This is a genomic window from Domibacillus sp. F004 (assembly GCF_057814295.1).
Window position 1 is genome coordinate 229249 of sequence record NZ_JBVATB010000004.1, and the last position, 20440, is coordinate 249688.

Genomic DNA, 20440 nt, shown 5'->3' on the forward strand with positions numbered 1-20440 from the left:
TTAGGAAGTAACCTCTCTCCTGCTTAAATATTGATCCAATTTTCTTTTTACTCGCTGAATGGCATTGTCTATCGACTTCACATGCGCGTTCAGTTCAATCGATATTTCTCGATAGGATTGGCCTTCTACATACAAATCCCATACTTTTCTTTCAAAATCACTAAGTAATTCTGCAATTTTCATTTCGATATCTTTCGCTTCTTCCCGATGTATGATAACGATTGCGGGATCCATCGTTTTTGCCCCTGCAATAACGTCCATCATCGTCTGATCCGATCCTTCATCATAAATAGGCTTGTCCAAAGAAACATACGAATTAAGCGGTCCATGCTTTTGGCGGGTAGCCGTTTTAATTGCCGTTATAATTTGTCTTGTAATACATAGTTCAGCAAAGGCGACAAAAGAGATGAGTTTATCTTCTTTAAAATCGCGTATCGCTTTATAAAGGCCAATCATTCCCTCTTGAACAATATCGTCTTTATCCCCACCAATCAAAAAGTATCTGTTTGCTTTTGCCCGAACAAAGTTCCGGTACTTATTAATTAAAAAATCCGATGATTCGCTGTCCCCATTATGAACCCGCTCTATTAAATCTTCGTCTTTTAACATATCATACGGTTGAATCAACTTTTCTTCGACGTTTACACTCACTCGTATACCTCCGTTGAGTTTTGCTGTTTTATAGCTAACTTATCTCTCAGCCATGCATTTAACGAAAGGGGTTTCTTAATGAATCACCCACTCTATTTCGATCACTATGCCCTTTATTTTAACGTATATGAGCTGTGAAAGATATTTGCAAATACCGACTAATCCCTACAGTCTCCATCATAAACAGGGAGATATCGGACACGTATCTTTCTATTTATGATGAACGAGGGCCCTTTATGCAGAAATTTGTCGATATTTTTTTTATTTTTTTATCTATACCTTCGTCCATACGTTATGAAATTGGTTTCATATCATGTAGTAAAGGAGGTGAGATATTCATGGGCAGCTCATACAATGGTTCTGGTTTTGCGTTACTCGTTGTTTTATTTATTCTTTTGATTATCATCGGTGCATCTTATGCTGGCGGATACGGCTATTAATTAATTTATTGCCATGCTCAATACAGCATGGTGAATCTATAATATGGTATGCTAGAAATATGAAAAAAGGACTTGCCGGGGCAAGTCCTTCTTTCTATTTTCATCTCACTTAATATCTATACGGTATTTTTGATTTACTTATGGAAACGTCCGATAGCCCATTGAGATCTAAAAAATGCTTTAATCCTTCTTCTGCAATGTCCAGACTGTTTTTCGGACCAATCGTTATTCCTTTTATCGGCATATTACTTGATTCATTTGATATTTGAATGCCCATATAGGGAATAAATACTCCATTACTTAACCTGCAATGATAAACTGGTTTTTCGTTTTTTTTCGGATTGAAAACAGCGATTCTGAACTCTTCTTCTTGATGAAAACTACTATCTTTGAAGAAAGTGGAATAGCACATAATATTCGCTAAAATTCTTTTTCCCTTTTGAAAATGAAATCGTTCTTCCCCACGATGATGATCATAGAGAAACAGTTTATACAAATTAATGATTTCTCTCTTCAGCAACTGTATTTGCTGTTCTTTATCATATATAATAAAATACGGGTAAAAGGTGAATTTTCTAGTTGGATAGGCATTTTTCAAATTTTTAATGAGTATTTTAGCTATTTCTGGATAACGAAACTCGATGTTATATCCTTCATTATTTGAATAATTAGACCAAAGAAGATTAGAATCGCCGTGCTTGCTAAACGAGAGTGTAAAGATTTCAAAAGAAAACAAATCATGTTCAATCATCTGTTTAAACCATTCGTTAAACAACAACTCTTCGTAAGACGGTTCATCCGCTAAAAGGTCTTTAATAATGGATAATACCAATTCAAGGGTGTATTTTATTTCTAACTTATCATTTAGAAACCCACTTTTAGACAGCCATATTTCACCATTTTCAATAATACTTTTTAGCCCTTGTCCATTACTGTAGTGAAAAAGAGAAGTTGACTCTTCCAATAAAGGCATCTGGTCAGCTTCAAGTGAACGAAGAAACTCTTCAATGTCACCAATCGGCTGTATTTCAGAAAACTTCTTTTCCATTCTCTTCTCACCTCCCAGCTCTCCCCTATTATGTGCCAAATAGATTGAATTTATGGTCATTGTTTTTTTATGTATTGCTCTATCTGGCGCTCAATAAAATAGTCACGTTACCTAATAAGCACCTTTCCTCCAAAACCGTTAGTATTTGCTATCGGTTTTTTTGAATGATTATGCCTTCTGCGGCTCATATTAACTTCATACAAAAAGGGGGTGAAAGAATGCCGTCCAGTAATCGTGGAAATCAAAATCAACTTTTAGTGCCTGGGGCAGAACGTGTTTTAGAACAATTCAAATACGAAATTGCCAACGAATTCGGTGTTAGCCTGGGAGCTGATACAACTGCTCGAGCAAACGGTTCAACCGGTGGTGAAATCACAAAACGTTTAATTCGTCTGGCTCAACAAGAACTTAATCGTTAATCTTTTTTTAAAATCCATCCCTTATGCGGATGGATTTTTTTATTTTTACACTTTTAAAGCTCTTTTTCTTTAACATCTTCCTTAACAGCTTTCATTCCATTTTAATTCATTTTTCGTCCAATCACCTAGTGACATTTTCCATATAATATGTATCAGAGGGAGGTGGAAATGTCTATGGGTTATTCATTTGGAGGGCTGGCCGGCGGAAAGTACGGCTATGGCTCTAAATTGCTGATTGTGTTATTTATCCTTCTGATCATTGGTGGAGCGTTTTATGCAGGCCGCCGATCCGGCAGCAGCGGAGAGTACTGCGATAGTGGTTATGACTACTATAACAGCTATGAAAGATACCCAGGGTACGATCCATACAGTTTTTACGATATTTATGGTAATGACAATCCATACGGGGCTTATGGTCAGTATAACAGAGGGCGCCGCGGGTTAATAATCTAAACATGATGTTTTTTAGGGACGGGCTTAGGCACCTGTCCCTTTTTATTTCTCCTTGTTTTAAAACCTCTTTTCGCTTAAATGCAGTGGAAGCTGGTTAATCATTTCAGTCACTCTTTAGACCGCTTCCTTTTGGTCAGTTCTTCAAACCATTCCTTATCCTTCGTATCGAGTGACAGATTGATTAACGCTGATTTATCCTGTAATTGATCTAATAATGTGCCGATCGGCTTGAGCAGGCGTGCATCGTACGATTTCTGTATCGGCTTTGACCATTCAATGATGCCGTCTCTGATCCTGGCAACTTTTATAATTTCAATTTGCCCAGTATAACATCCAATATTACTCACATAACCAACATCTTTATAGTCACCGCTTGCAATGTTTACCCACTCTCCTACATACAAGGTTGTCACCCCTTATTTTTTCTCTTTTAAATCTCATTATTAAATCCTATGTCAGTCATTCTTATTTTAATCGCCTTTTCAAGCATTTTTTGGTGAATGAAAAAATGAAGTATGCCTACTCCATTTTTGTCATGCTCTTTAATCGGAATCACTCTCTTGTTTTCTTCTCTTTATATCGGTAAAACATATTATTTTTGGTATTTAATTCTCTCAATGAGGTACTCTAATGCTGTTCATCATTTAACTTTTTCAAGGAGGATCTATTTATGAGCGGACACAGTGAAAAAGACATCATTGAAGATGCGAAAAAAGCATTTGAAGCCGAATTCGCAGCAGATTTAGCTATAATCAGTCAAAAACAGTCTTCTCAAATTCAACGTCAGCGGCAGCAAAAGCAAAGGACTCAGCAAGGTTTTCGGACGTCAGAAAATATGTATAAGAAAAACAGCGGCGGATGGGAAAAAATCTTCATTCTTTCACTATCTTTAATCTACATCGCTGTTAACTTAAAAAAGCAAAGTCCTAAAAGCCATTAGACTTTTGCTTTTCTTTTCCTATCCTTCCTGTTAAAGCTCTTTTCAAAATCTCTGTTTTATGTCTATATTTTTTTCTATGGGGCATACTTTTATTGTTCGATTATTTTTCAATCTTTTGCTGAGGCTTCCTCGGCTTTTTTTATTTCAAGCAGCACGAAAGCATCTTTCACTTTGTTTACACCTCCTCCATGTATCAGCCTGATTTGTCAGCTTTTCGTTCTTCTTTCTTTAATAAAGCAAGCAACTCCTGTTTTTCCCGTTCGAAATCTACATCGATTTCATATAACTCTTCAGTCGTTTCATACTTACCAAACCATAAAGGCGGATTTTCTGCTCGAGCCGATCGTTGTTTAAATTTGGACTGGCTGCGGCTACTTTCACTTGTCATATTTAGTGCCTTTATATCATCCAATGTTTTCACATTATGATCCCGCCAGTTTTTTAAAATTCCATTTACATAACTCCAATTACGCTTGTTGCCCAATAGCGTCTTTTTCATCGCTTCCATGACAATGACTTCACCAAATTCATTAATAGCATGGGTTAACTTATCTGTTATAAAAGGAGACTCTACACCAAAATTATTTTGATAAAAAGAAGAGACATTTTTATATTGAAAATACGAACAACCAGCAAAGTTTTGTTCCTGCTGTTCTTTTCCCTGTATCGTAAACGTTTCGCCTAAGGAGTCATAATACATAGTGTATATTTTTTTGATTTCCGGTTTCTCGATTCGCTCTGCAACGAATGGGATAAACGATAACTCTTTTACTCGTTTCAGTTCGGCTTCTATACAATCCATTACTGGTTTTCCCTCATCATGAAAGTGATAGCGCCCCCAGTTCCGAATAGCTATTTCACCTGTTTTCTCACTGTATTTGATTAATTTATAATGATCTGTAAATCGCCATAATAATGAATGGATGCTTTCGATGGAATAACCGCTCTCCCAGGCCATTTGCTCTTTAGTGATCTGATAAATGCCGATCTCCGTTGTGTTTCCATTAGTTAAAAGATAGAGAAAAAAGTATCTGTCCTCCGGCGTCATTGTTCCATTTACCTTTGAATCCCCCCAAAACGCTGTATGAACCATTCTGAGTTTCGCCATGATGTTCAACACTCCTTGCTTCTGCAATTTGCTTCATCCGTTTAGTTTGCTCAAGAGTCTTTTCCTTCATCCCACAAAGATACACCAATCATTTGAATAGCCTTATTAATATCCTAAATATAAAAAGATTTATTTCCATATATTCCATTTTGTTTTATACGTAAGAACTATACGACTGATTGGTTACATTCACTTTTTTCAACATTTTCTACCATCGGTACAATTGTTGCTATTTATTATTTATAATAGATATATCAAGAATGTGATAATTTTTTGGAAAGGATACTTCTATTGTAAGCGCTTAACTAATTGAAAAATAAATGAAGCGTATTATATTACTAAACTTTGAATTGGAGGCGACTCTTATGAGTGAGCAGCTGCTACAGCAAATTTTATCCAAATTAGATAGTTTGGATTCTCGGTTGAACAATCTAGAAACAATAATAGGTACGATACAACCTCAATTGATGGAAAACAATGAATTGGTCACTATCATTTGTGACCGTTTAGAAAAAAAAGATGCTAAGCTGAAAAGTATAGCGCTTAATCTTCATCACACACATGGTGAAGTCATTTCAGTTAAAGAAACGGTCTCAGTTATGAAGATGAGGATGAATTCACTTTCTAAAAAACAACCGAATGAAAATGTAAAACAGATATTAAAAGCCTTTTAACACGAACAAAATTCAGCCAACCGAGAGAAATCTCGGTTTTTTTGTATAATTTTCTCTTAATTGGTCACACTGTTATTGCGTGAGACTTTTCTGTCAATACGCTCCTTCCACTCCTTGCAGCCAGGGGTTTCCCTTGGCTTTTTTAATTTATTGTTTTGTGGAAGTAAACATGATTACTTTCAATATTTTTATCGTTTCCTCATTATTTCCCGCTTTATAAAAAAACAGTTCTAATATTTATTATGACAACATATATTTGTAATATTATTGCATAAATTGCCTATAAAGGAGAGTTTGCTTTGAATGATTTAATTATTCACCTTTTTAAAGAACTGGGACGTTTAATTAATGATTATTACAGATGTAATGATTTGTTTGTTAAAAAGCAAATTCAGAGTGACATCCAGCTTTTAAGTGAAGCTATGGTAATTTGTTCGGCTTAAAAACTCTTCTTCAGTCGGTTCTCTGTATGTCATCCTTTTCTCTCCAATGTTTTCCTTGTTATTTCACTCTCTCCCTTTCGCATAATCAACTTGCCTAACCGAGCATCATTTGCGATGGATTTAATGGCGTTTGCACAAAATTCTAACTCCTCTTCATACCTCGCTATTTTCAACTGCATCTTCTGAAGTTCTTCTAACAATAAAAAGCTGTTTTCAACAGTCTCGGCATGACGCTGTACCAGCTTTACTTTTTGCTTTTCCATTGCCTTAATGATCGTATCCATTCCCTTTATATCTTGCTGCTGACGTTCTATTAAGAACAACATTTCAGCAACTGTTTGCCGATCAAATAATATTCCATATTGTTGAGCTTGTTCTAACTGACAAATCCATTCTTGCAATTGATTGTTTCCATCGTTCATTTAACCTGGGCCTCCATTTATACCTGCTTCACACGCCGATCTATTTCTGGCTGGCTAACAGCATTTTGCTCTTTAGTATATCCAAACCCCTATCCATTATTCATCCTTCATTGAGTTCATTTCTTTGTAATGGTTATACACGCACAGTCAAATAGTTTAAAAAATCGCCTTCTGTATTATTATCCTTATTCCAAATGATCTTTTTATTTACCTATAGACATATGTCCAAGATTCATTTCATTTTTTTCATACTATATGTATAAAGAGGTGATAATTTATGAGTTCCCAAAACTGTAGCGGATATGGGGCTGGCTTTGCGCTCGTTGTTGTCTTGTTCATCCTTTTAATCATCATTGGAGCATCTTACGTAGGTGGTAGTGGATACGGCGGCGGATACTGCTAAGGAGCCAATCCTTTTCCGTAAAAACCTTTTGAATTTATGTAGCTTTACTTCTTTCCTCACTATCAATCGTGAAAAGGGATCTCTCATCAGTCACAACTAACTGATGAGAGATCCCTTATTTGATCGGTATCTAGTTTATTATTGATTTATTTTTTTATAAATAACTAAAGCTGTGTAATGAATAGTAGACTGTGCACCGGATTCTGCCCCAGTACTCATTGATAAAGGGACCATACTGTATTTTATATCGATTAATTGACCCTCGTATAACTGATGGTAAATAAAAAGATTAATCTCTCTCGTTAATTCCTCAAATTTATCATGTTCAAAACCCTTTACGGAGTAATGCTGTTTCTTCATGTTTATCCTCTCCTTTTCCTTAATTAATTCGACCGAAGTCCCCTACGAAATAATCTCAAACATTGGATAGACATTTTGATCAGCTGCAATATGCTCCGGGTAAATAAAACCTTCCATCGTGCGTGGAAAACGAACACCTATTTGCTGAAAACAATAATCTACAAATTCAGAACAAATGTATTCATAATTATCTTCTTTACGCTTGCCAATCCCCAACTTGATCCTTGTCAAAATTCGAATAATTTCCGCTTGATCATAGTTACGGTTCAGCGAATCAATTCCTGCGCCAAGCATATTTTTTAGAAGCCTTCGGTCGAAATAAGAATCAATCAGTTTTTCATGACGTGCAATGAAAAGATCACCGTTATACTTTTTTCCTGTATTTTTATAATTCGTCATATAATGCAAAAGTGGAACGATACGGACGCCCACGCTCTCTACGCTTTCAAATACAAGAACTCGATCGTTCCATCTAAATAAAAAGGCTACATGGCTCATGAACGAATTGGACGCCTTTTTAATTAATTCACTAACTAGGTAGCTGCCACTGCAAAACAAAAGATCGCCTGTTTGAATTTTATCCATTGCTTTTTCATAATGAAGCTGATGGATCCCCTGAAATTTACGCGTGCCCATTTCCATTCACTCCTTCAAAATGAATCCAAACACTGTTCCTCCGTCTCTCTTATTAACTTATATGTATGATTGGCACAGAAGTACGTTACATGATGTTGTTTTATTTGTTGCATAACTGCAATGATTCGTCATCGAATTGTTACTCTATTAAAATATGTTTGTGATATTCAAATGCTAGACTTATAAAAAAGGTAGAAACGCCTCAGGAGGATAACGAAGATGAAAAAAGTTATAGCCGCACTGGCAGTCACAGGTATTTTACTTAGCGGGCCAATCAATAGTGAAGCTGCTTTGGGCGATCGGTCATTAAAAGCAAATATGAAGCATCAAGATGTAGTGGAATTACAAGGCTTACTTCAAAAGAAGGGCTCCTTTAATTCAAATCATCGAAGTTCCTATTTTGGCAAAAGTACGAAGAGGGCCGTAATGAATTTTCAAAAGAAAAACGGATTACAGGCGGACGGAATCGTTGGGGCTAATACATATAAAGCGTTGGGTGTAACAAAAAAACTAAGTTCACAAGTTAAAGCAGCGTCATCTAACACGTCTTCTAATCTTGTAAATGTAGCGAAAAAATACATAGGAGTTCCCTACGTATGGGGAGGCAGTACGCCTAAAGGATTCGATTGCAGCGGTTTTTTAAAATATGTATTTAATGAAGGAGCAGGAACTGACATTCCAAGAACCGTAGCTGCTATTTATAGTAAGGGAACAAAAGTTTCTTCTCCGCAAGTAGGTGATGTCGTTTTCTTCCAAACCTATAAAAAAGGAGCGTCACATGCAGGTATCTATATTGGCGGAAATAAATTTATACATAGCTCTTCTTCAAAAGGAGTAACGACTGCTTCACTAGATAATTCCTACTGGTCACAACGTTATCTTGGTGCAAAAAGGATAACAAACTAAGCAAATATAAACATTTGTGATTATCAAACTCTGGCTCTTCAAAACATAGGCAAACGTTTATTTTTCAACTCCGGTATTCTTTTAATGGCTCTGTTAAACAATATTGTTTAACAGAGCCATTTTTATTTATAGAAAACAAATTATTCATATTATTTAGAATATTATAAAAGGAATAAGCCCTGACGCGTCGAACATACTTCATACATAAAGATAGTTAGAGGGGTGGGTTATTTGAGTCATTTAATTATTTTTTGGAGACAGCTCCATAGTGATGTATTAGAGGCAGAAGGGTACAAAGAGTTATTTTACAACAAATCTCTTGAGGAGTTAGTTAAGACTGCTAAAGAACTTTGCGCAGTAAGCAGGCCCGAGCATGGATCACAAGAGTATAGAACAATCATTTCCGAAACGCCTGCGGGCTGCATAAAATTTTATACGAAAGAACGGTCTACTGGACAACCTTTCCAAGTGATTTATAAAGGAACTGCAAATAACTATCTTGATTTTCTTATCTCTTTAAACGTCATGCTATGTCTTCTTCCTACTTCTCGTGAAAAATATTCATTTATTATTAGCTTGTATTCTCACTTGAAGTATGTAAATGAAAAAGCCGCTGCTAAGTTTGCAGCGGATATAGGAAATGAGATCTATTTTTCTATGAAATAAAGCCTATTGCCCGGGTGCTCTCGTGAGTACCCGGGCTTTTCTTGTTTATTTTGCTTTATTCCTCTGATAAGTTTACAACCGTTATTCAACATGTCGTTCATCTTTGGTTCGTCATCTATTAATAATAGGTGCCTGAATCCTGTTTAGCTTCATTAACCGAATACCTGCTCATATATGCTTCTGTCATTTGCTCCCACGTAAATCCAAATGCTTGTCCAAGTTCGATAAAATTATTGATGTAGCAGATGTAATCATAACTATTGTTCAATCCGTTTGCATCTGACATGAGATAGGAGAGTCTTTCCTCCGTCGTCTTCACTTCAGCTCTTTTAACCGGCTGATAATCATAATTTTCTATATGTTCGTTATAATGATCTATCCCGATACTTAATATAAAATATAAAACGTCTATAAATTCTTTTAAGAGTGGGTAGCAGGGCGTTCCATCGTGGTCATATTGGATAACATTTGGTTTCTGATTGTTACTCCAAAATTTAAATCCACGCCATTCATTGGCCGTCTCCGCTAATTCTACTTGTAGCGCAAGTATCTTCTTTTGAAATCGATCTTCCCCATCTTCCGGCGGATGATCCATCTCGATTCTTTCATCTAATACCCTTTGTATATTAAATAAATTTTCAAGTTTCATTGTGCTTCACTCCTCATTTTGTTTAAAAATCCCTCTTCTCATTTCTTCTTCCGCCTTTGACCTCACGCGTGCGGATATGTTTTGTTGCCATTTTTATCTTTATACTTTTTCATTATTCGACGAGATTCGTCATTTTCTTTTATCATGCCTACATTTTATTGTTTCGTCAATAGCAATACCGTTTCGTTTGCATAAACAATACTACTAATAAGCGACAGCGTCATTTCCGTATCTTCCATCCTTTCCACTTTTCCACTTTTCATTCATGTTTGTAACAAAAAAAGGATTCTTTTTACTTGAATTTTCAACGTTCAGAATCTCCTTTGTTAAAAACATCTTAAATATGAGCTCATATAGTGCACTACGGCAGATTATGAATAACAGAAAAAGATTCTATTTTTTCCTCTGTTTCCTCTTTTTGTAATTATTTGTCGAAGGAAAAGTGTAGAATTCTCCCTTTTTTTGTAGGAAGATAGAAAGAAATATTAGTTATGCATTATGCGCTGCGGCGTGCATTTTCTTTTCCCACATACCGGGCTTTTTAATACATGAGTGCAATAAGGCCATCAATTGCCACGTGATAGAATGATATAGAAGAAGTTTAGATCAGTGATATGATATTCGTCCCTTTTCCGATTGCTGGGAAATAGAACCACGTTTCTGAGCGAGGGGAACAGGCGAGGTTGTTGTGAAGGTGATATTAAAGGAGATGGAGCTAATATATGAATGCGATATTTGATAACACTCAGACCTTTTTGTTAAACATTTTCTTAGTTTATATTTGTTTTACTCTGTATTTCAAGTTCATTGATAAAAAACAGAATCGACTAACAAATGAAGCTATCATTACCTTTGCCTCGGCTGTATCAATCATTTTTTGTATGAGCTTTCCTTTGACCTATTTTGAAGAACAAGCGATTGATTTCTCTTCCGTCCCTTTAATTGTCGGCGCATTATATGGAGGGCGTAAGGTTGCTGTTATATTAGTATTAACTATGGCGTCATACCGCTTTTACCTGGATATGTCCAACTTTCATATTGCTCTATTTATCTATTTTCTGTTTCTCATTTTATTATGTTTTATTATTCCTTTTTTCAAAAACGCCATTAATATTAGAAAAAAAGTATACCTTGCCGTGTTAGCTTCTTTATTTGGAGTATTATCAAAAATGGCCATGATGTTTCTATTCTTATCAGAAGAAACGGTTATCCAATACACCGAGTTCTTTACTTTCACCTTGTTCCTGCAATCCATAGGGAGCACGTTTTTTGTGATTTTTAACGAAAAAGCAAGAAGGGATGCTACTCTTGAGAATGAGATCGGCAAGCTTGAAAAGTTAAAAACAGTCAGTGAACTTGCAGCAAGTATTTCTCACGAAGTACGCAATCCATTGACTGTGACAAAGGGATTTCTTCAATTATTAAAAGATCCCGATCTTACAGATGAAAAAAAGATTGGTTATATAGATATTGCAGTAGATGCTTTAGATCAAGCAGAATCTACGATTACTGATTACCTCACCTTTGCAAAACCTTCATTAGAAAATGTAAAGATATTGAATCTATATAAAGAACTAATCTACATCGAAAACTTTATTGATCCTTATGCCGCTATGAATAATGTAGAAATTGAAGCACGACTTGAAGAAGACATCTATATTGCTGGGGAAGATCAAAAGCTTCATCAATGCCTTATAAATGTCATGAAAAATGGCATTGAATCAATGCCTCAAGGAGGAAAATTACGAATTGAGCTGCGACGTGTTGTAGACAATGCCATTATCACTGTAACAGATACAGGTATCGGAATGGATGAGGAACAACTCGAACGTTTAGGGAGTCCTTTTTTCACAACAAAAGATATTGGCACTGGGCTTGGTACAATGGTTGCCTATAGCATCATTAAAACGATGAGAGGGGAAGTTATAGTAAATAGTAAAATAGGTAAAGGAACTAGCTTCTCTATTCGTCTTCCATTAGTTGAAAACTCCCTGTCTCCCATAGAGGATAAGGATAAGCTGAGTAAAGTATCTATTCCCTCTCGCTAGATTTAAACAAAATAGATATATATTTAACACCCTGTCATGTGACGGGGATTTATTTTTTCACCTGTTTTTAATTCGTTTTCTTTACTCTTCTCCCTGATTATCTATTACCATTATTTTTGCTGCTTCAAGCATCCCGATTTGGCGAAGTCCATCGCTTGTTGAGTTATATCCACCGATTTCTCCGCTTTTATATTCGCAGATGATGACAAACTCTTTAATATCCGGTAGATCATTCAGAAATAATTCCGCTAATTCTTGTTTGTTGTATCCTCCGTTTTTAAGTCTCCTTTTTTCTTCAAACTCCAAAATATCCATCTCCTCTCTTTACTTAATTACTGTTTTTCGCCTTTCAATTATTAAATGCATTTATACGTGAATCGTGCAGTATATTTTGTACTAATTCTCCGTGACGCAAGAAGGACTCTCATAGATCGATGTGTTTTACTTTTGTATCGCTTAGTACGGTTGAGCACCCTCGGACGTTCGGTAAAGTTTTTACAATAATTTATTCTAAGCGGTACTGGATTGTTTATAGGGGTAATAAGATTTATTGTTTACACTTTAATAAAAAAACAGAAGATATTAAAAATAATTAAATTACACTTTTGTATATTTTCTCTATATCACTTAAACGGTAGAGAAACTAAAAAACAAAGTTCGTCTCCTCAGCTTCAAAAATCCTTTTCACGTTAAAATCCCCCCTAAATAATCAAATTCAAAGGGGATAAAACGGTGCAACTTTTTCAAATCAATACCACATCTTCACAAAATTAAACGTTCAATTAAGCATCCCATTTTCTTGTCTTCTTGCTGTAATTGCAGCATAAAGAAGATTATTTATCCCTGCCTTGCGACGGGATTTTCTTCTTTTTATCATTAAACCGTAAATCATTATCCTTCAATACTTGATGCAGAATAATCGCGACACGGTTGATCATATCCTCATCTTGTTCTTCAATCCCCGCTTCAAAGAAAACACCATGCAAAATTTCATGTACCAGCACCTGTTCTTTTCTATCTGCCGCTAAGTCAGCATCCACTTTAATGGTTCCTCTTGTATAGAGGATCTGTCCTAAAAGATCGAACTCTTCTTCCATGCCCTCAATTTCTTTAACTTTATATTCAATCCCGCCAATCTTCACTTTTTTTAGTAACATGTGCCTTTCCATCCCCTCCGCTTTTACACATTTTATGAAAGGATATGAAACCTTGTCACCCGTGTAACTGAGGTATGTTTGCTTATATTACTCAATAATGACTGCATTAATAGTTGGCGTTCCATCTGCTGCTTTCTCAACAGCAACAACTCCATAAATAGTCGTCTTACTTCCTTCTTCCACTTTTGTTTTCGTTAAGTTCATGATTGTATATATTCCATCATCCGTCTGAAGAGAAAATGTACCCATCATACCTGGTTCTGTCACCCTCGTAACTTTACCGGTGGCTGTCACCTTTTTATCTACCGGTGGCTGATCAACATTTAATGCGTTAAAAACAGCAGGTTCTGCTTCTTCTCTCATTAGTTCAGCTAGCTCTTCTTCTGATGGTTCTTCAATAATTCCTGATACTTCTTCCGGAAAAATCTCTTGCACGAGCTTCTCTTCACTAGACGAACATGCACTTAGCATTCCAAGAATAACTATCGCCCAACACCATCTTTTCATCCTTTTCCCCACCTTTTATTTTTACAAAATGTGTGTCCTATAAGATATATATTAGGCAAATTTTTTTACATGAAGGCTTGTCAACTTCCATTTAAAAGATCTGTTTATAAAGTGATATCATAATCATTTAAAATGTGAATATTTTTTCTTTTATCACGAACCCTACGTTTCAGGAGGTGACAAAAATGAAAAAACAAGAAAAATCTAAAGGTATGGGTCAAAAATCCAATTCAATGAATGCTATGGACCAAGGGATACACTTGGTTGTACAGACAGTTAATAATGCTACTGGTATTGACAAAGGGAATGATAGCAAGATCAATAAAAATGATTAAATTAAACGCTTTTTTAGATCTATTCTACTTATCCTTTTTCAAGGAGCGAGGACTTTTCCTCACTTTTATTGTATAAACTTTTCTAAATTGGATATACTGTTTTTGTACGATGGTTTCCCGTCATACCCAAACCCTATTTGTTTTTAAATTCTTTTACAGTCAGGTATTAACCTGGCTGTTTTTTGTTTATTATTCGACTTCCCTTTGGTCTTCATCGAGATTTTTTGCGTCGTTTTTACTGTTTTATGACCTTGCCTCCATGATCTTTTTATACGACATTTCACTTCATTTAACATTTTCAATAGAGAAATAAATTTCTGCTTCATATATTAAAAATGCCCTGTTTTAAAATTGAATTGTTTACGGTTCGGCAACGTCTGTCCAACTTGGCTTCACAGTTTTCTTGTCTGCTTGTTTTGGAGTATAAAAAAAGCACCCCCCTAGGTGGATGCTTTATACTATTCTTTCGTTATAGTACACGTGCTTTAATGCTGAATGAGCTGTCATCATTTTTAGCAATGTCTACTATTTCAATTATTCCGTCCTCTTGCAGTTTTTGAGCTGCTACGTATTTAGCATCCATATCTTCTTCCGTTTCACAAGCAATAAATAAGTGATTCCCGCCTGCTTCTTTTAACTTTGTTAATAATACATCCTTCGACATAACAACACCTCCTTTTGCCTTACATTTCGACACAAGAAGGTTATTCCCTGCAAATTAAGACGTTACTCTAAAGATCATTTTTGTTTAAAACTCGACCTCTCTGTCTAATTAATTAACCATTGCTATAAAAAAAACTCGACCATAAGGCTCAATATTTATCTTATTACGAATAATTAAAGCTTTAAAGCAGACATTATTATTGTTACAAATAGAAAGGAGGTCATGACCATGAATAAACAACGAGCACAAGAAATTGCCGCTTCCCCAGTGATGGCTAATGTTACTTTCAATGAAGTACCCATCTATATTCAACATGTGGATGGAAGCAACGAAACAGCTAGAATTTATCCTCTTGATGAACCACAGAATGAACAAAATGTTTCTTTAACTGACTTAAGAGAACAATAATTATTCAAACCTTTCTTTTTCACTAAATAATAACCCTGCAAACACCACTTAGCGTGGTGTTTGCTTGTTTCCTCTGAACAATTCGGATGCCATTTAATAAAGGTATTAACATAACTGAATGGACAAGGTTAAAATAACTTGCACTTTATTAGAAGAGAGGCCTAACTGTATAACGCACCTTCTTCTTATAAAAAAGAGACCTGTAAATGCAGATCCCTTAATTTTGCTAATTAATTATTGCCCCAATGCTGCTTCAATTGCTGCTATTTCTTCAGCAGAAAATCGTGAGGAGGCCACTTGAATGGCCATCGCTTGTTGTTCTGGTGTTAACCCATTCTCTGCTACACGATTATATATAGCAATTTCCTCTTCCGTAAACCGGCTAAACACAAATTGCATGGCCTCTTCCCTCGAAGAAAAACGTGATTGAGCAGGGACGCTTTCCTGAGTGTTTGTAACCTCATTTGATTCTATTTCTTTCACCGTCTCCATTTCTTGGACCTTTTCTGCTGCTCTCTGTGTCTCTGTTCCTTCGTTTACTTCTATTTCCTGCTCTAAATGAATCGGATCACTATTAACCTCTTCTTTTATAACCTTATTTTCTGTTTCATCGCTGCCAGCAGACTCGTCTTTTTCAACAAATTCTTTATTAGGCTCTTCTTGTGATACTGACTGGGCAATTTCAGGAGAACTTGAAGAGTTTCTAGTGTTTTCTTCTGAATTAATCTTTTCAAATACAGCTATTGAGATGATTATTAAAACTACTGCTGACAATAAAATAAAGCTCATTTTATTTAATTTCATTTATACATCCCCTTTTATTATAAATACACGTATTGTTCAATATCACTCTAGGTTACTTTATTTCTTCTTTCTTCCAAATAACTCTTATGTCATCGTATAATACCCCTGTCTTAATATCAATGATTTAAAATGAAAAAAGCACCCTGCTGGATGCTTGTATAATTACATTATAAGTTCTATAGAATAAATATCCGCAGCGGAGAATGTTCTTTCTCCAGTAGTATTCTCAAATTTGGAATCCCTTGATTTATTCTTAATCCCTTCTATTAAAACATCGATAAACGGGCCTTCCGCTTCATTCGGATCATAATTTTCAATAGAATTATATGCAAAAACCTTCCCACTTTTAAGCTTTATTACGGCTTTCAAAAAAACCATCTCCTTTCCCCTTCTTTACATAGTTCGACAAAATCAGATAATTTCCTGCATTGTAGACGAACAATGCAAATATTTCTCACGGGATCAATCCCTTATGCTATTTGCTTTATCTATTTTAGATTTGAAGCCTTTTCTGCCTTCTGTCAGAAAGTGACTTACGCATAGTTTATCTTTTTGCTTCTGTTAGGTTTGGCAACTGCTAAAATGTTCTGAAGCTTAAATATCCTCTTTTGTTTTCTGATAAAACAGTAGGCCTTAATATAATTATCGTCCATATTTGTGACAATAATTCGGCGTTTCGTGATCTTGTTATCTGCAGCCATGTACATGATCTCAATCGGCATTTTCTCTTTCCATGATATAAATAATAATCTATTCATTTTGAAACCTCCTTCTTTACTCTATTATACCAAACGAATGTTCTTCACCCAACATACAAGCAAACATATTTTCGTTCCTTTACCGAAAATTCATGGAAACATTACAAAGCTATAAAACGCCTGTCTTATTAATTCATTATATTAGCGTTATAGATAATTTTTATGATTAACGAAGGGACAATTATATACTTAGCGTACATAATAAAAAGTTAACTTCACGAAAGATGCCTCCTACTCTGTCAAAACAACGTTGCGAACACTATTTAATGGCTGGGTAGTACGCTGGCCTTTTATCCTTTCTTTAATTCCTCAAAAAATGTAATGTTTTTAGAGTTTTTGTCGAACATATAGCAATTCTTTCGAGAGTATTTTATGATGTTTCCTGTTGTGTTAGTGAAAACAAACTCACACAGGGGAGATGTAATGGTATCTACTCAATTAAGTTTAGAAGACTTATCCGTTCAAATTAATGATATGCGTAAGTTACTGATAGCCGCTGGTTTAAAAAAGGGATTTACAGATAGCGAAACTCTTAAATATAGCGAAGAACTGGACAAGTTAATTATGCAATTTCAATTACAAAGCAAACTTTAAAAATCTGTCGAGAATAAATATCATTTTTTGTATAAATTTCTCTGGATTGGTTAAACTGCTAATGCGTGAGGCTTTCTCATGAGTAAGAACCTTCCAATATTTGTAGCCGGGGACTTTCCCTGGCTTTTTTTTGTATATATTTTTTTTAATTAGAAATATTAATATCGCCCGAAACATTTTGCTGTCTTAACTTCGATTGGTGAATTAACAATTCATTTTGATTGGAAGAGAATACCTGACTGATCATCCTTTCTTTTATGATCATAAAATTCATAATCCCTTTTCCGACTATGTAATTTTTTCATTACAGGACAGATGCATGAATAAGCACAAATATTTAGCTTAATAATAATGGCTGAATAGAACCTAATCGGAAATGAGGCCCAGCAGATGTACTACTACAAAGAGGAATTAATCAATATAATTACACCTGATCAACCAGATCCTGAAGCTGCCAAAATATTGCAGGAAATATTAGGGGGACACTTTGGTGAAATGCGAACCATGATGCAATATTGTTTCTAAAGTTCAAATTTTAGAGGTAAAGACACCCAGTATCGTGACTTGCTTCGCGGAGTTTTCTTAGAAGAAATTGCTCATGTAGAACTTGTGCAAAACACAATTAATCAATTATTAAATGATTCAGGTGAATCAGCTGTTCCGGGAAATGCAGGCATTGATCATGCGCCTCTTGATGATGCAGTCAGGCATGCAAATCCACATCACTATATTATAGGTGCTCAAGCCTCGCTTCCAGTTGATGCTGCCGGAAATCCATGGAATGGCTCATGGGTTTATAGCCACGGGAATCTTATTGGTGATTTACTCGATGACTTAGTGCTTGAATCCACTGGTGTCCTTCAAAAAACGCGTATTTATGAAATGAGTTCCAACAAAACATTTCGTGAAACACTAGCCTTTCTAATTGTTAGGGATAATGCCCATCAGAACGCTTTTGCAAAAGCGCTCGAGACTTTAGGTGTCGACTGGGGTAAACTTTTCCCTGTCCCATATTACGATATAAACAAATATCCAGAATGCAGAAAATATGTTGATTTGGGCTATCACAATTCTCAGTTTAACTTCAGATTGGATCAAACAAGGATCAGTGAAATTTTCCAAGGTCAAACACCAAGTCGGAATAAAGGAACACTTACTGTAACAGACCCTCCAAAAGGATTTCCGGTTCCTATATTGCCTGAAATGCCTAATGAGCATAGTCCTGGAATACGTGATATGAACTTTTGAGAAAACAGCGCTAACGTATCTAAAGAATGTCCCCCCGGGTGGTGTCATTAGGTTTTTTTGCATGCTTTTCATGAAATGGTCACACTATAGATGTTTGGTTACTTTCCACAAGTCTATCCCTTTCATCTGCCTGACTTTTTTCGAAATAAATGGATGACATACAAAAAAAGATTGATTTTATTTTTAAGGGGTAAATAAGAATCTATCTATTTTGATACTATTTATTAATACGGAGGTTTTCTCGATATGTCGCCAACTCAACTTTTTTTATGGATAATGTTAACCCTTTTTGAGGTTAGCCTAATTTGTTTATTCGTTTTCAAATTAGAAAAATCAAATTTTTTTTCAAAATCTAAATATAAATATTCACAAAAGAATAATCAAAAATTCAAAGGGAAAAATAAATTATTTTATTAAAGCGCTTCTGGCGCTTTTTTTACTTTTGCCAGGCTTTTTTGTATATTTACCTCTTTTCGTCGGCAAAATAAGTTTGGGTTGATTATAAACTCGTAAAAGATAAGAAAGTTAACAATACAAAAGGAAGGAGTGATTATATTTGAGCCAAAAAAACCAGGATGCTGGACAAAAGATTCAAAACACGGTGGACGAATTAAAGAAAAAGGGGGTTCCACCGAGAACAGCAGCATATGCAGCATCAATGGGTTATTTAAGAGCTTTTAAAAAAGGAAAATTATAATAAAACCACCCGTCCACTCCTCATGAGCAGACGGGCTTTTCATTTAAAAATCCTCAAAGTGAGGATTTACTTCCTTGCAAAAAACACTGTAGAGGTTTCCTATTCGATCAACCCCTTGCACTATTTGTTTCATTTTTGTCTATAATAGCTACACCGGAGAGGTCAATAAGAAGAGGAGATAAATTCATTTGGCCCGCTTTATTCAGCGTCTCCCCATTAACAAATAAGCACGGTTTGTATCTATGTTTCCAATCAAAGGAAAAATAGCGAACCCTTTTGTAATTGGAACAACCGGAATAGATAATTCAAGAAGAGCGGTTCGTTCATTATCAATAGACCGCTTTAGCGATTTCATTCTTTTTTTCTACAATTTTCCCCCAAGAGATTTCATTTTCTGATTCATCTTATTCCCTTCGACTACCCGTCAACAAAACACACAATATGTACTCTGTTTACTGCACATTAATAGGGAACGAAAAAGGGTAATTATTTCAAAAAACAGCCTCTGGTAAAGAGACTGTCAACAAGTATTTACAATTATTCCATAAAATTGGAATCTACAGAGACAACAATCATCCATTAGTGTCTGCTTGTTCTCCCAAAGCAACAGTGCCATACTCTCTTAAATATGCATATTCCAAATAGAAAAACAGCAAGGAAACCAAGTACTGCAAAAATAATATTTAAAATAGTACCGATGCTTCCTAGTTCAAGTAATCCAAAAAATCTAGAGAATATCTCCAAAATTGATAGTAGTAACCATACCACACCCGCTAAAAATCCAAGGAAAATCTCAAAAATGCTACTTGTAAAATGACCATGACTCATAAAAGTGTATCCCCCTTCAAATGGAATGATTGTTTAACAATATATAGTATGCGGATGCTTGAAAGTTTGTTTAAGAAAAAACAAGCTACTCATAAAAGGGGCTAATAAGAGGTGCCCGGTACGCCCCCAAGTTTCTTGTTTTAACTTCAAATAAAATCAGGCATAACAAAAACA

At 35.4% G+C, this 20440-nt stretch carries 31 protein-coding genes and 1 pseudogene; 15 read left to right on the plus strand and 17 right to left on the minus strand.

Features of this window, described 5'->3' with window-relative positions; all coding sequences use genetic code 11:
• Positions 1 to 651 carry an RNA polymerase sporulation sigma factor SigH gene (gene sigH, locus ACZYRN_RS12710; protein ID WP_488911960.1) on the minus strand — a complete coding sequence of 217 codons (651 nt, stop codon included), beginning with the start codon at positions 649 to 651 and terminating at the stop codon, positions 1 to 3.
• A 338-nt stretch (positions 652 to 989) separates the two neighbouring features.
• On the opposite strand from sigH, the gene ACZYRN_RS12715 reads away from it, so the two are divergent.
• Entirely contained in the window at positions 990 to 1091 is a 102-nt protein-coding gene (locus tag ACZYRN_RS12715; protein WP_488911961.1) for a YjcZ family sporulation protein, read from the plus strand.
• 109 nt (positions 1092 to 1200) lie between these two features.
• On the opposite strand, the gene ACZYRN_RS12720 is transcribed toward ACZYRN_RS12715, so the two are convergent.
• On the minus strand, positions 1201 to 2139 hold the full coding sequence (locus ACZYRN_RS12720) for a DUF2971 domain-containing protein (protein ID WP_488911962.1): 939 nt from the start codon (positions 2137 to 2139) through the stop codon (positions 1201 to 1203).
• Between the two features lie 218 nt (positions 2140 to 2357).
• Between ACZYRN_RS12720 and ACZYRN_RS12725 the strand changes: the two genes are divergently transcribed.
• Together ACZYRN_RS12725 and ACZYRN_RS12730 are read left to right on the plus strand one after the other, a co-directional pair.
• On the plus strand, positions 2358 to 2558 hold the full coding sequence (locus ACZYRN_RS12725; RefSeq protein ID WP_034284921.1) for an alpha/beta-type small acid-soluble spore protein: 201 nt from the start codon (positions 2358 to 2360) through the stop codon (positions 2556 to 2558).
• Between the two features lie 168 nt (positions 2559 to 2726).
• Entirely contained in the window at positions 2727 to 3011 is a 285-nt protein-coding gene (locus ACZYRN_RS12730; RefSeq protein ID WP_488911963.1) for a hypothetical protein, read from the plus strand.
• Positions 3012 to 3118: 107 nt separating this feature from the next.
• Here ACZYRN_RS12730 and ACZYRN_RS12735 read toward each other — a convergent pair whose 3' ends face one another.
• On the minus strand, positions 3119 to 3415 hold the full coding sequence (locus ACZYRN_RS12735; protein ID WP_488911965.1) for an IDEAL domain-containing protein: 297 nt from the start codon (positions 3413 to 3415) through the stop codon (positions 3119 to 3121).
• 266 nt (positions 3416 to 3681) lie between these two features.
• Here ACZYRN_RS12735 and ACZYRN_RS12740 point away from each other — a divergent pair, with 266 nt between their 5' ends.
• Positions 3682 to 3951, plus strand: coding sequence for a hypothetical protein (locus tag ACZYRN_RS12740; RefSeq protein WP_488911966.1), 270 nt, complete (start codon positions 3682 to 3684; stop codon positions 3949 to 3951).
• Positions 3952 to 4144: 193 nt separating this feature from the next.
• Here ACZYRN_RS12740 and ACZYRN_RS12745 read toward each other — a convergent pair whose 3' ends face one another.
• Entirely contained in the window at positions 4145 to 5059 is a 915-nt protein-coding gene (locus tag ACZYRN_RS12745) for a DnaD domain-containing protein (protein ID WP_488911967.1), read from the minus strand.
• A 365-nt stretch (positions 5060 to 5424) separates the two neighbouring features.
• Between ACZYRN_RS12745 and ACZYRN_RS12750 the strand changes: the two genes are divergently transcribed.
• The gene (locus ACZYRN_RS12750) at positions 5425 to 5733 is read left to right on the plus strand and encodes a hypothetical protein (protein ID WP_488911968.1); all 309 of its coding nucleotides are present in this window, start codon (positions 5425 to 5427) and stop codon (positions 5731 to 5733) included.
• A gap of 299 nt (positions 5734 to 6032) precedes the next feature.
• Entirely contained in the window at positions 6033 to 6176 is a 144-nt protein-coding gene (locus ACZYRN_RS12755) for a hypothetical protein (RefSeq protein ID WP_488911969.1), read from the plus strand.
• Positions 6177 to 6205: 29 nt separating this feature from the next.
• Here the strand turns inward: ACZYRN_RS12755 and ACZYRN_RS12760 are convergent, their stop codons facing one another.
• Positions 6206 to 6598 (minus strand): hypothetical protein, encoded by a 393-nt coding sequence (locus tag ACZYRN_RS12760; RefSeq protein ID WP_488911970.1) that lies wholly within the window; start codon positions 6596 to 6598, stop codon positions 6206 to 6208.
• Between the two features lie 277 nt (positions 6599 to 6875).
• On the opposite strand from ACZYRN_RS12760, the gene ACZYRN_RS12765 reads away from it, so the two are divergent.
• On the plus strand, positions 6876 to 7001 hold the full coding sequence (locus ACZYRN_RS12765) for a YjcZ family sporulation protein (protein ID WP_488911971.1): 126 nt from the start codon (positions 6876 to 6878) through the stop codon (positions 6999 to 7001).
• A gap of 138 nt (positions 7002 to 7139) precedes the next feature.
• Here the strand turns inward: ACZYRN_RS12765 and ACZYRN_RS12770 are convergent, their stop codons facing one another.
• Positions 7140 to 7361: a sporulation protein Cse60 gene (locus ACZYRN_RS12770; protein ID WP_488911972.1), complete on the minus strand. Its 222-nt coding sequence runs from the start codon at positions 7359 to 7361 to the stop codon at positions 7140 to 7142.
• A 42-nt stretch (positions 7362 to 7403) separates the two neighbouring features.
• Positions 7404 to 7997: a YiiX/YebB-like N1pC/P60 family cysteine hydrolase gene (locus tag ACZYRN_RS12775; RefSeq protein WP_488911973.1), complete on the minus strand. Its 594-nt coding sequence runs from the start codon at positions 7995 to 7997 to the stop codon at positions 7404 to 7406.
• Positions 7998 to 8216: 219 nt separating this feature from the next.
• Between ACZYRN_RS12775 and ACZYRN_RS12780 the strand changes: the two genes are divergently transcribed.
• Together ACZYRN_RS12780 and ACZYRN_RS12785 are read left to right on the plus strand one after the other, a co-directional pair.
• Positions 8217 to 8903 (plus strand): C40 family peptidase, encoded by a 687-nt coding sequence (locus tag ACZYRN_RS12780; protein WP_488911974.1) that lies wholly within the window; start codon positions 8217 to 8219, stop codon positions 8901 to 8903.
• 231 nt (positions 8904 to 9134) lie between these two features.
• Positions 9135 to 9569 carry a hypothetical protein gene (locus ACZYRN_RS12785; RefSeq protein ID WP_488911975.1) on the plus strand — a complete coding sequence of 145 codons (435 nt, stop codon included), beginning with the start codon at positions 9135 to 9137 and terminating at the stop codon, positions 9567 to 9569.
• Between the two features lie 118 nt (positions 9570 to 9687).
• Here ACZYRN_RS12785 and ACZYRN_RS12790 read toward each other — a convergent pair whose 3' ends face one another.
• Positions 9688 to 10218 (minus strand): dUTP diphosphatase, encoded by a 531-nt coding sequence (locus ACZYRN_RS12790; protein ID WP_488911976.1) that lies wholly within the window; start codon positions 10216 to 10218, stop codon positions 9688 to 9690.
• A gap of 722 nt (positions 10219 to 10940) precedes the next feature.
• Here ACZYRN_RS12790 and ACZYRN_RS12795 point away from each other — a divergent pair.
• Positions 10941 to 12266, plus strand: coding sequence for an ATP-binding protein (locus ACZYRN_RS12795; protein ID WP_488911977.1), 1326 nt, complete (start codon positions 10941 to 10943; stop codon positions 12264 to 12266).
• Positions 12267 to 12347: 81 nt separating this feature from the next.
• Here the strand turns inward: ACZYRN_RS12795 and ACZYRN_RS12800 are convergent, their stop codons facing one another.
• The 3 genes from ACZYRN_RS12800 to ACZYRN_RS12810 all read right to left on the minus strand — a co-directional run bounded on the left by ACZYRN_RS12800 (position 12348) and on the right by ACZYRN_RS12810 (position 13930).
• Positions 12348 to 12572: a hypothetical protein gene (locus ACZYRN_RS12800; RefSeq protein WP_488911978.1), complete on the minus strand. Its 225-nt coding sequence runs from the start codon at positions 12570 to 12572 to the stop codon at positions 12348 to 12350.
• A 527-nt stretch (positions 12573 to 13099) separates the two neighbouring features.
• Positions 13100 to 13435: a Rossmann-fold NAD(P)-binding domain-containing protein gene (locus ACZYRN_RS12805; protein ID WP_488911979.1), complete on the minus strand. Its 336-nt coding sequence runs from the start codon at positions 13433 to 13435 to the stop codon at positions 13100 to 13102.
• A 75-nt stretch (positions 13436 to 13510) separates the two neighbouring features.
• Complete coding sequence (locus ACZYRN_RS12810) at positions 13511 to 13930, minus strand: hypothetical protein (protein WP_488911980.1); 420 nt, start codon at positions 13928 to 13930, stop codon at positions 13511 to 13513.
• Between the two features lie 185 nt (positions 13931 to 14115).
• On the opposite strand from ACZYRN_RS12810, the gene ACZYRN_RS12815 reads away from it, so the two are divergent.
• Positions 14116 to 14265, plus strand: coding sequence for a hypothetical protein (locus ACZYRN_RS12815; RefSeq protein ID WP_488911981.1), 150 nt, complete (start codon positions 14116 to 14118; stop codon positions 14263 to 14265).
• A 469-nt stretch (positions 14266 to 14734) separates the two neighbouring features.
• On the opposite strand, the gene ACZYRN_RS12820 is transcribed toward ACZYRN_RS12815, so the two are convergent.
• On the minus strand, positions 14735 to 14929 hold the full coding sequence (locus tag ACZYRN_RS12820; protein WP_488911982.1) for a hypothetical protein: 195 nt from the start codon (positions 14927 to 14929) through the stop codon (positions 14735 to 14737).
• A 228-nt stretch (positions 14930 to 15157) separates the two neighbouring features.
• On the opposite strand from ACZYRN_RS12820, the gene ACZYRN_RS12825 reads away from it, so the two are divergent.
• Positions 15158 to 15337 (plus strand): small acid-soluble spore protein H, encoded by a 180-nt coding sequence (locus ACZYRN_RS12825; protein WP_488911983.1) that lies wholly within the window; start codon positions 15158 to 15160, stop codon positions 15335 to 15337.
• 234 nt (positions 15338 to 15571) lie between these two features.
• On the opposite strand, the gene ACZYRN_RS12830 is transcribed toward ACZYRN_RS12825, so the two are convergent.
• The 3 genes from ACZYRN_RS12830 to ACZYRN_RS12840 form a co-directional block, all read right to left on the minus strand.
• The gene (locus ACZYRN_RS12830; RefSeq protein ID WP_488911984.1) at positions 15572 to 16141 is read right to left on the minus strand and encodes a hypothetical protein; all 570 of its coding nucleotides are present in this window, start codon (positions 16139 to 16141) and stop codon (positions 15572 to 15574) included.
• Positions 16142 to 16303: 162 nt separating this feature from the next.
• Positions 16304 to 16510 carry a hypothetical protein gene (locus ACZYRN_RS12835; protein ID WP_488911985.1) on the minus strand — a complete coding sequence of 69 codons (207 nt, stop codon included), beginning with the start codon at positions 16508 to 16510 and terminating at the stop codon, positions 16304 to 16306.
• Between the two features lie 164 nt (positions 16511 to 16674).
• Complete coding sequence (locus ACZYRN_RS12840; protein ID WP_488911986.1) at positions 16675 to 16899, minus strand: hypothetical protein; 225 nt, start codon at positions 16897 to 16899, stop codon at positions 16675 to 16677.
• A 423-nt stretch (positions 16900 to 17322) separates the two neighbouring features.
• Here ACZYRN_RS12840 and ACZYRN_RS12845 point away from each other — a divergent pair, with 423 nt between their 5' ends.
• From ACZYRN_RS12845 to ACZYRN_RS12855, 3 genes and pseudogenes are all read left to right on the plus strand, one after another.
• Entirely contained in the window at positions 17323 to 17493 is a 171-nt protein-coding gene (locus tag ACZYRN_RS12845) for an aspartyl-phosphate phosphatase Spo0E family protein (protein ID WP_488911987.1), read from the plus strand.
• A gap of 390 nt (positions 17494 to 17883) precedes the next feature.
• A pseudogene (locus ACZYRN_RS12850) lies at positions 17884 to 18741 on the plus strand (manganese catalase family protein).
• 556 nt (positions 18742 to 19297) lie between these two features.
• Entirely contained in the window at positions 19298 to 19438 is a 141-nt protein-coding gene (locus tag ACZYRN_RS12855) for a hypothetical protein (RefSeq protein WP_488911988.1), read from the plus strand.
• 202 nt (positions 19439 to 19640) lie between these two features.
• Here ACZYRN_RS12855 and ACZYRN_RS12860 read toward each other — a convergent pair whose 3' ends face one another.
• Positions 19641 to 19793 (minus strand): hypothetical protein, encoded by a 153-nt coding sequence (locus ACZYRN_RS12860; RefSeq protein ID WP_488911989.1) that lies wholly within the window; start codon positions 19791 to 19793, stop codon positions 19641 to 19643.
• A gap of 224 nt (positions 19794 to 20017) precedes the next feature.
• Positions 20018 to 20266 (minus strand): ABC transporter, encoded by a 249-nt coding sequence (locus tag ACZYRN_RS12865; protein WP_488911990.1) that lies wholly within the window; start codon positions 20264 to 20266, stop codon positions 20018 to 20020.
• Positions 20267 to 20440 lie beyond the last annotated feature (174 nt).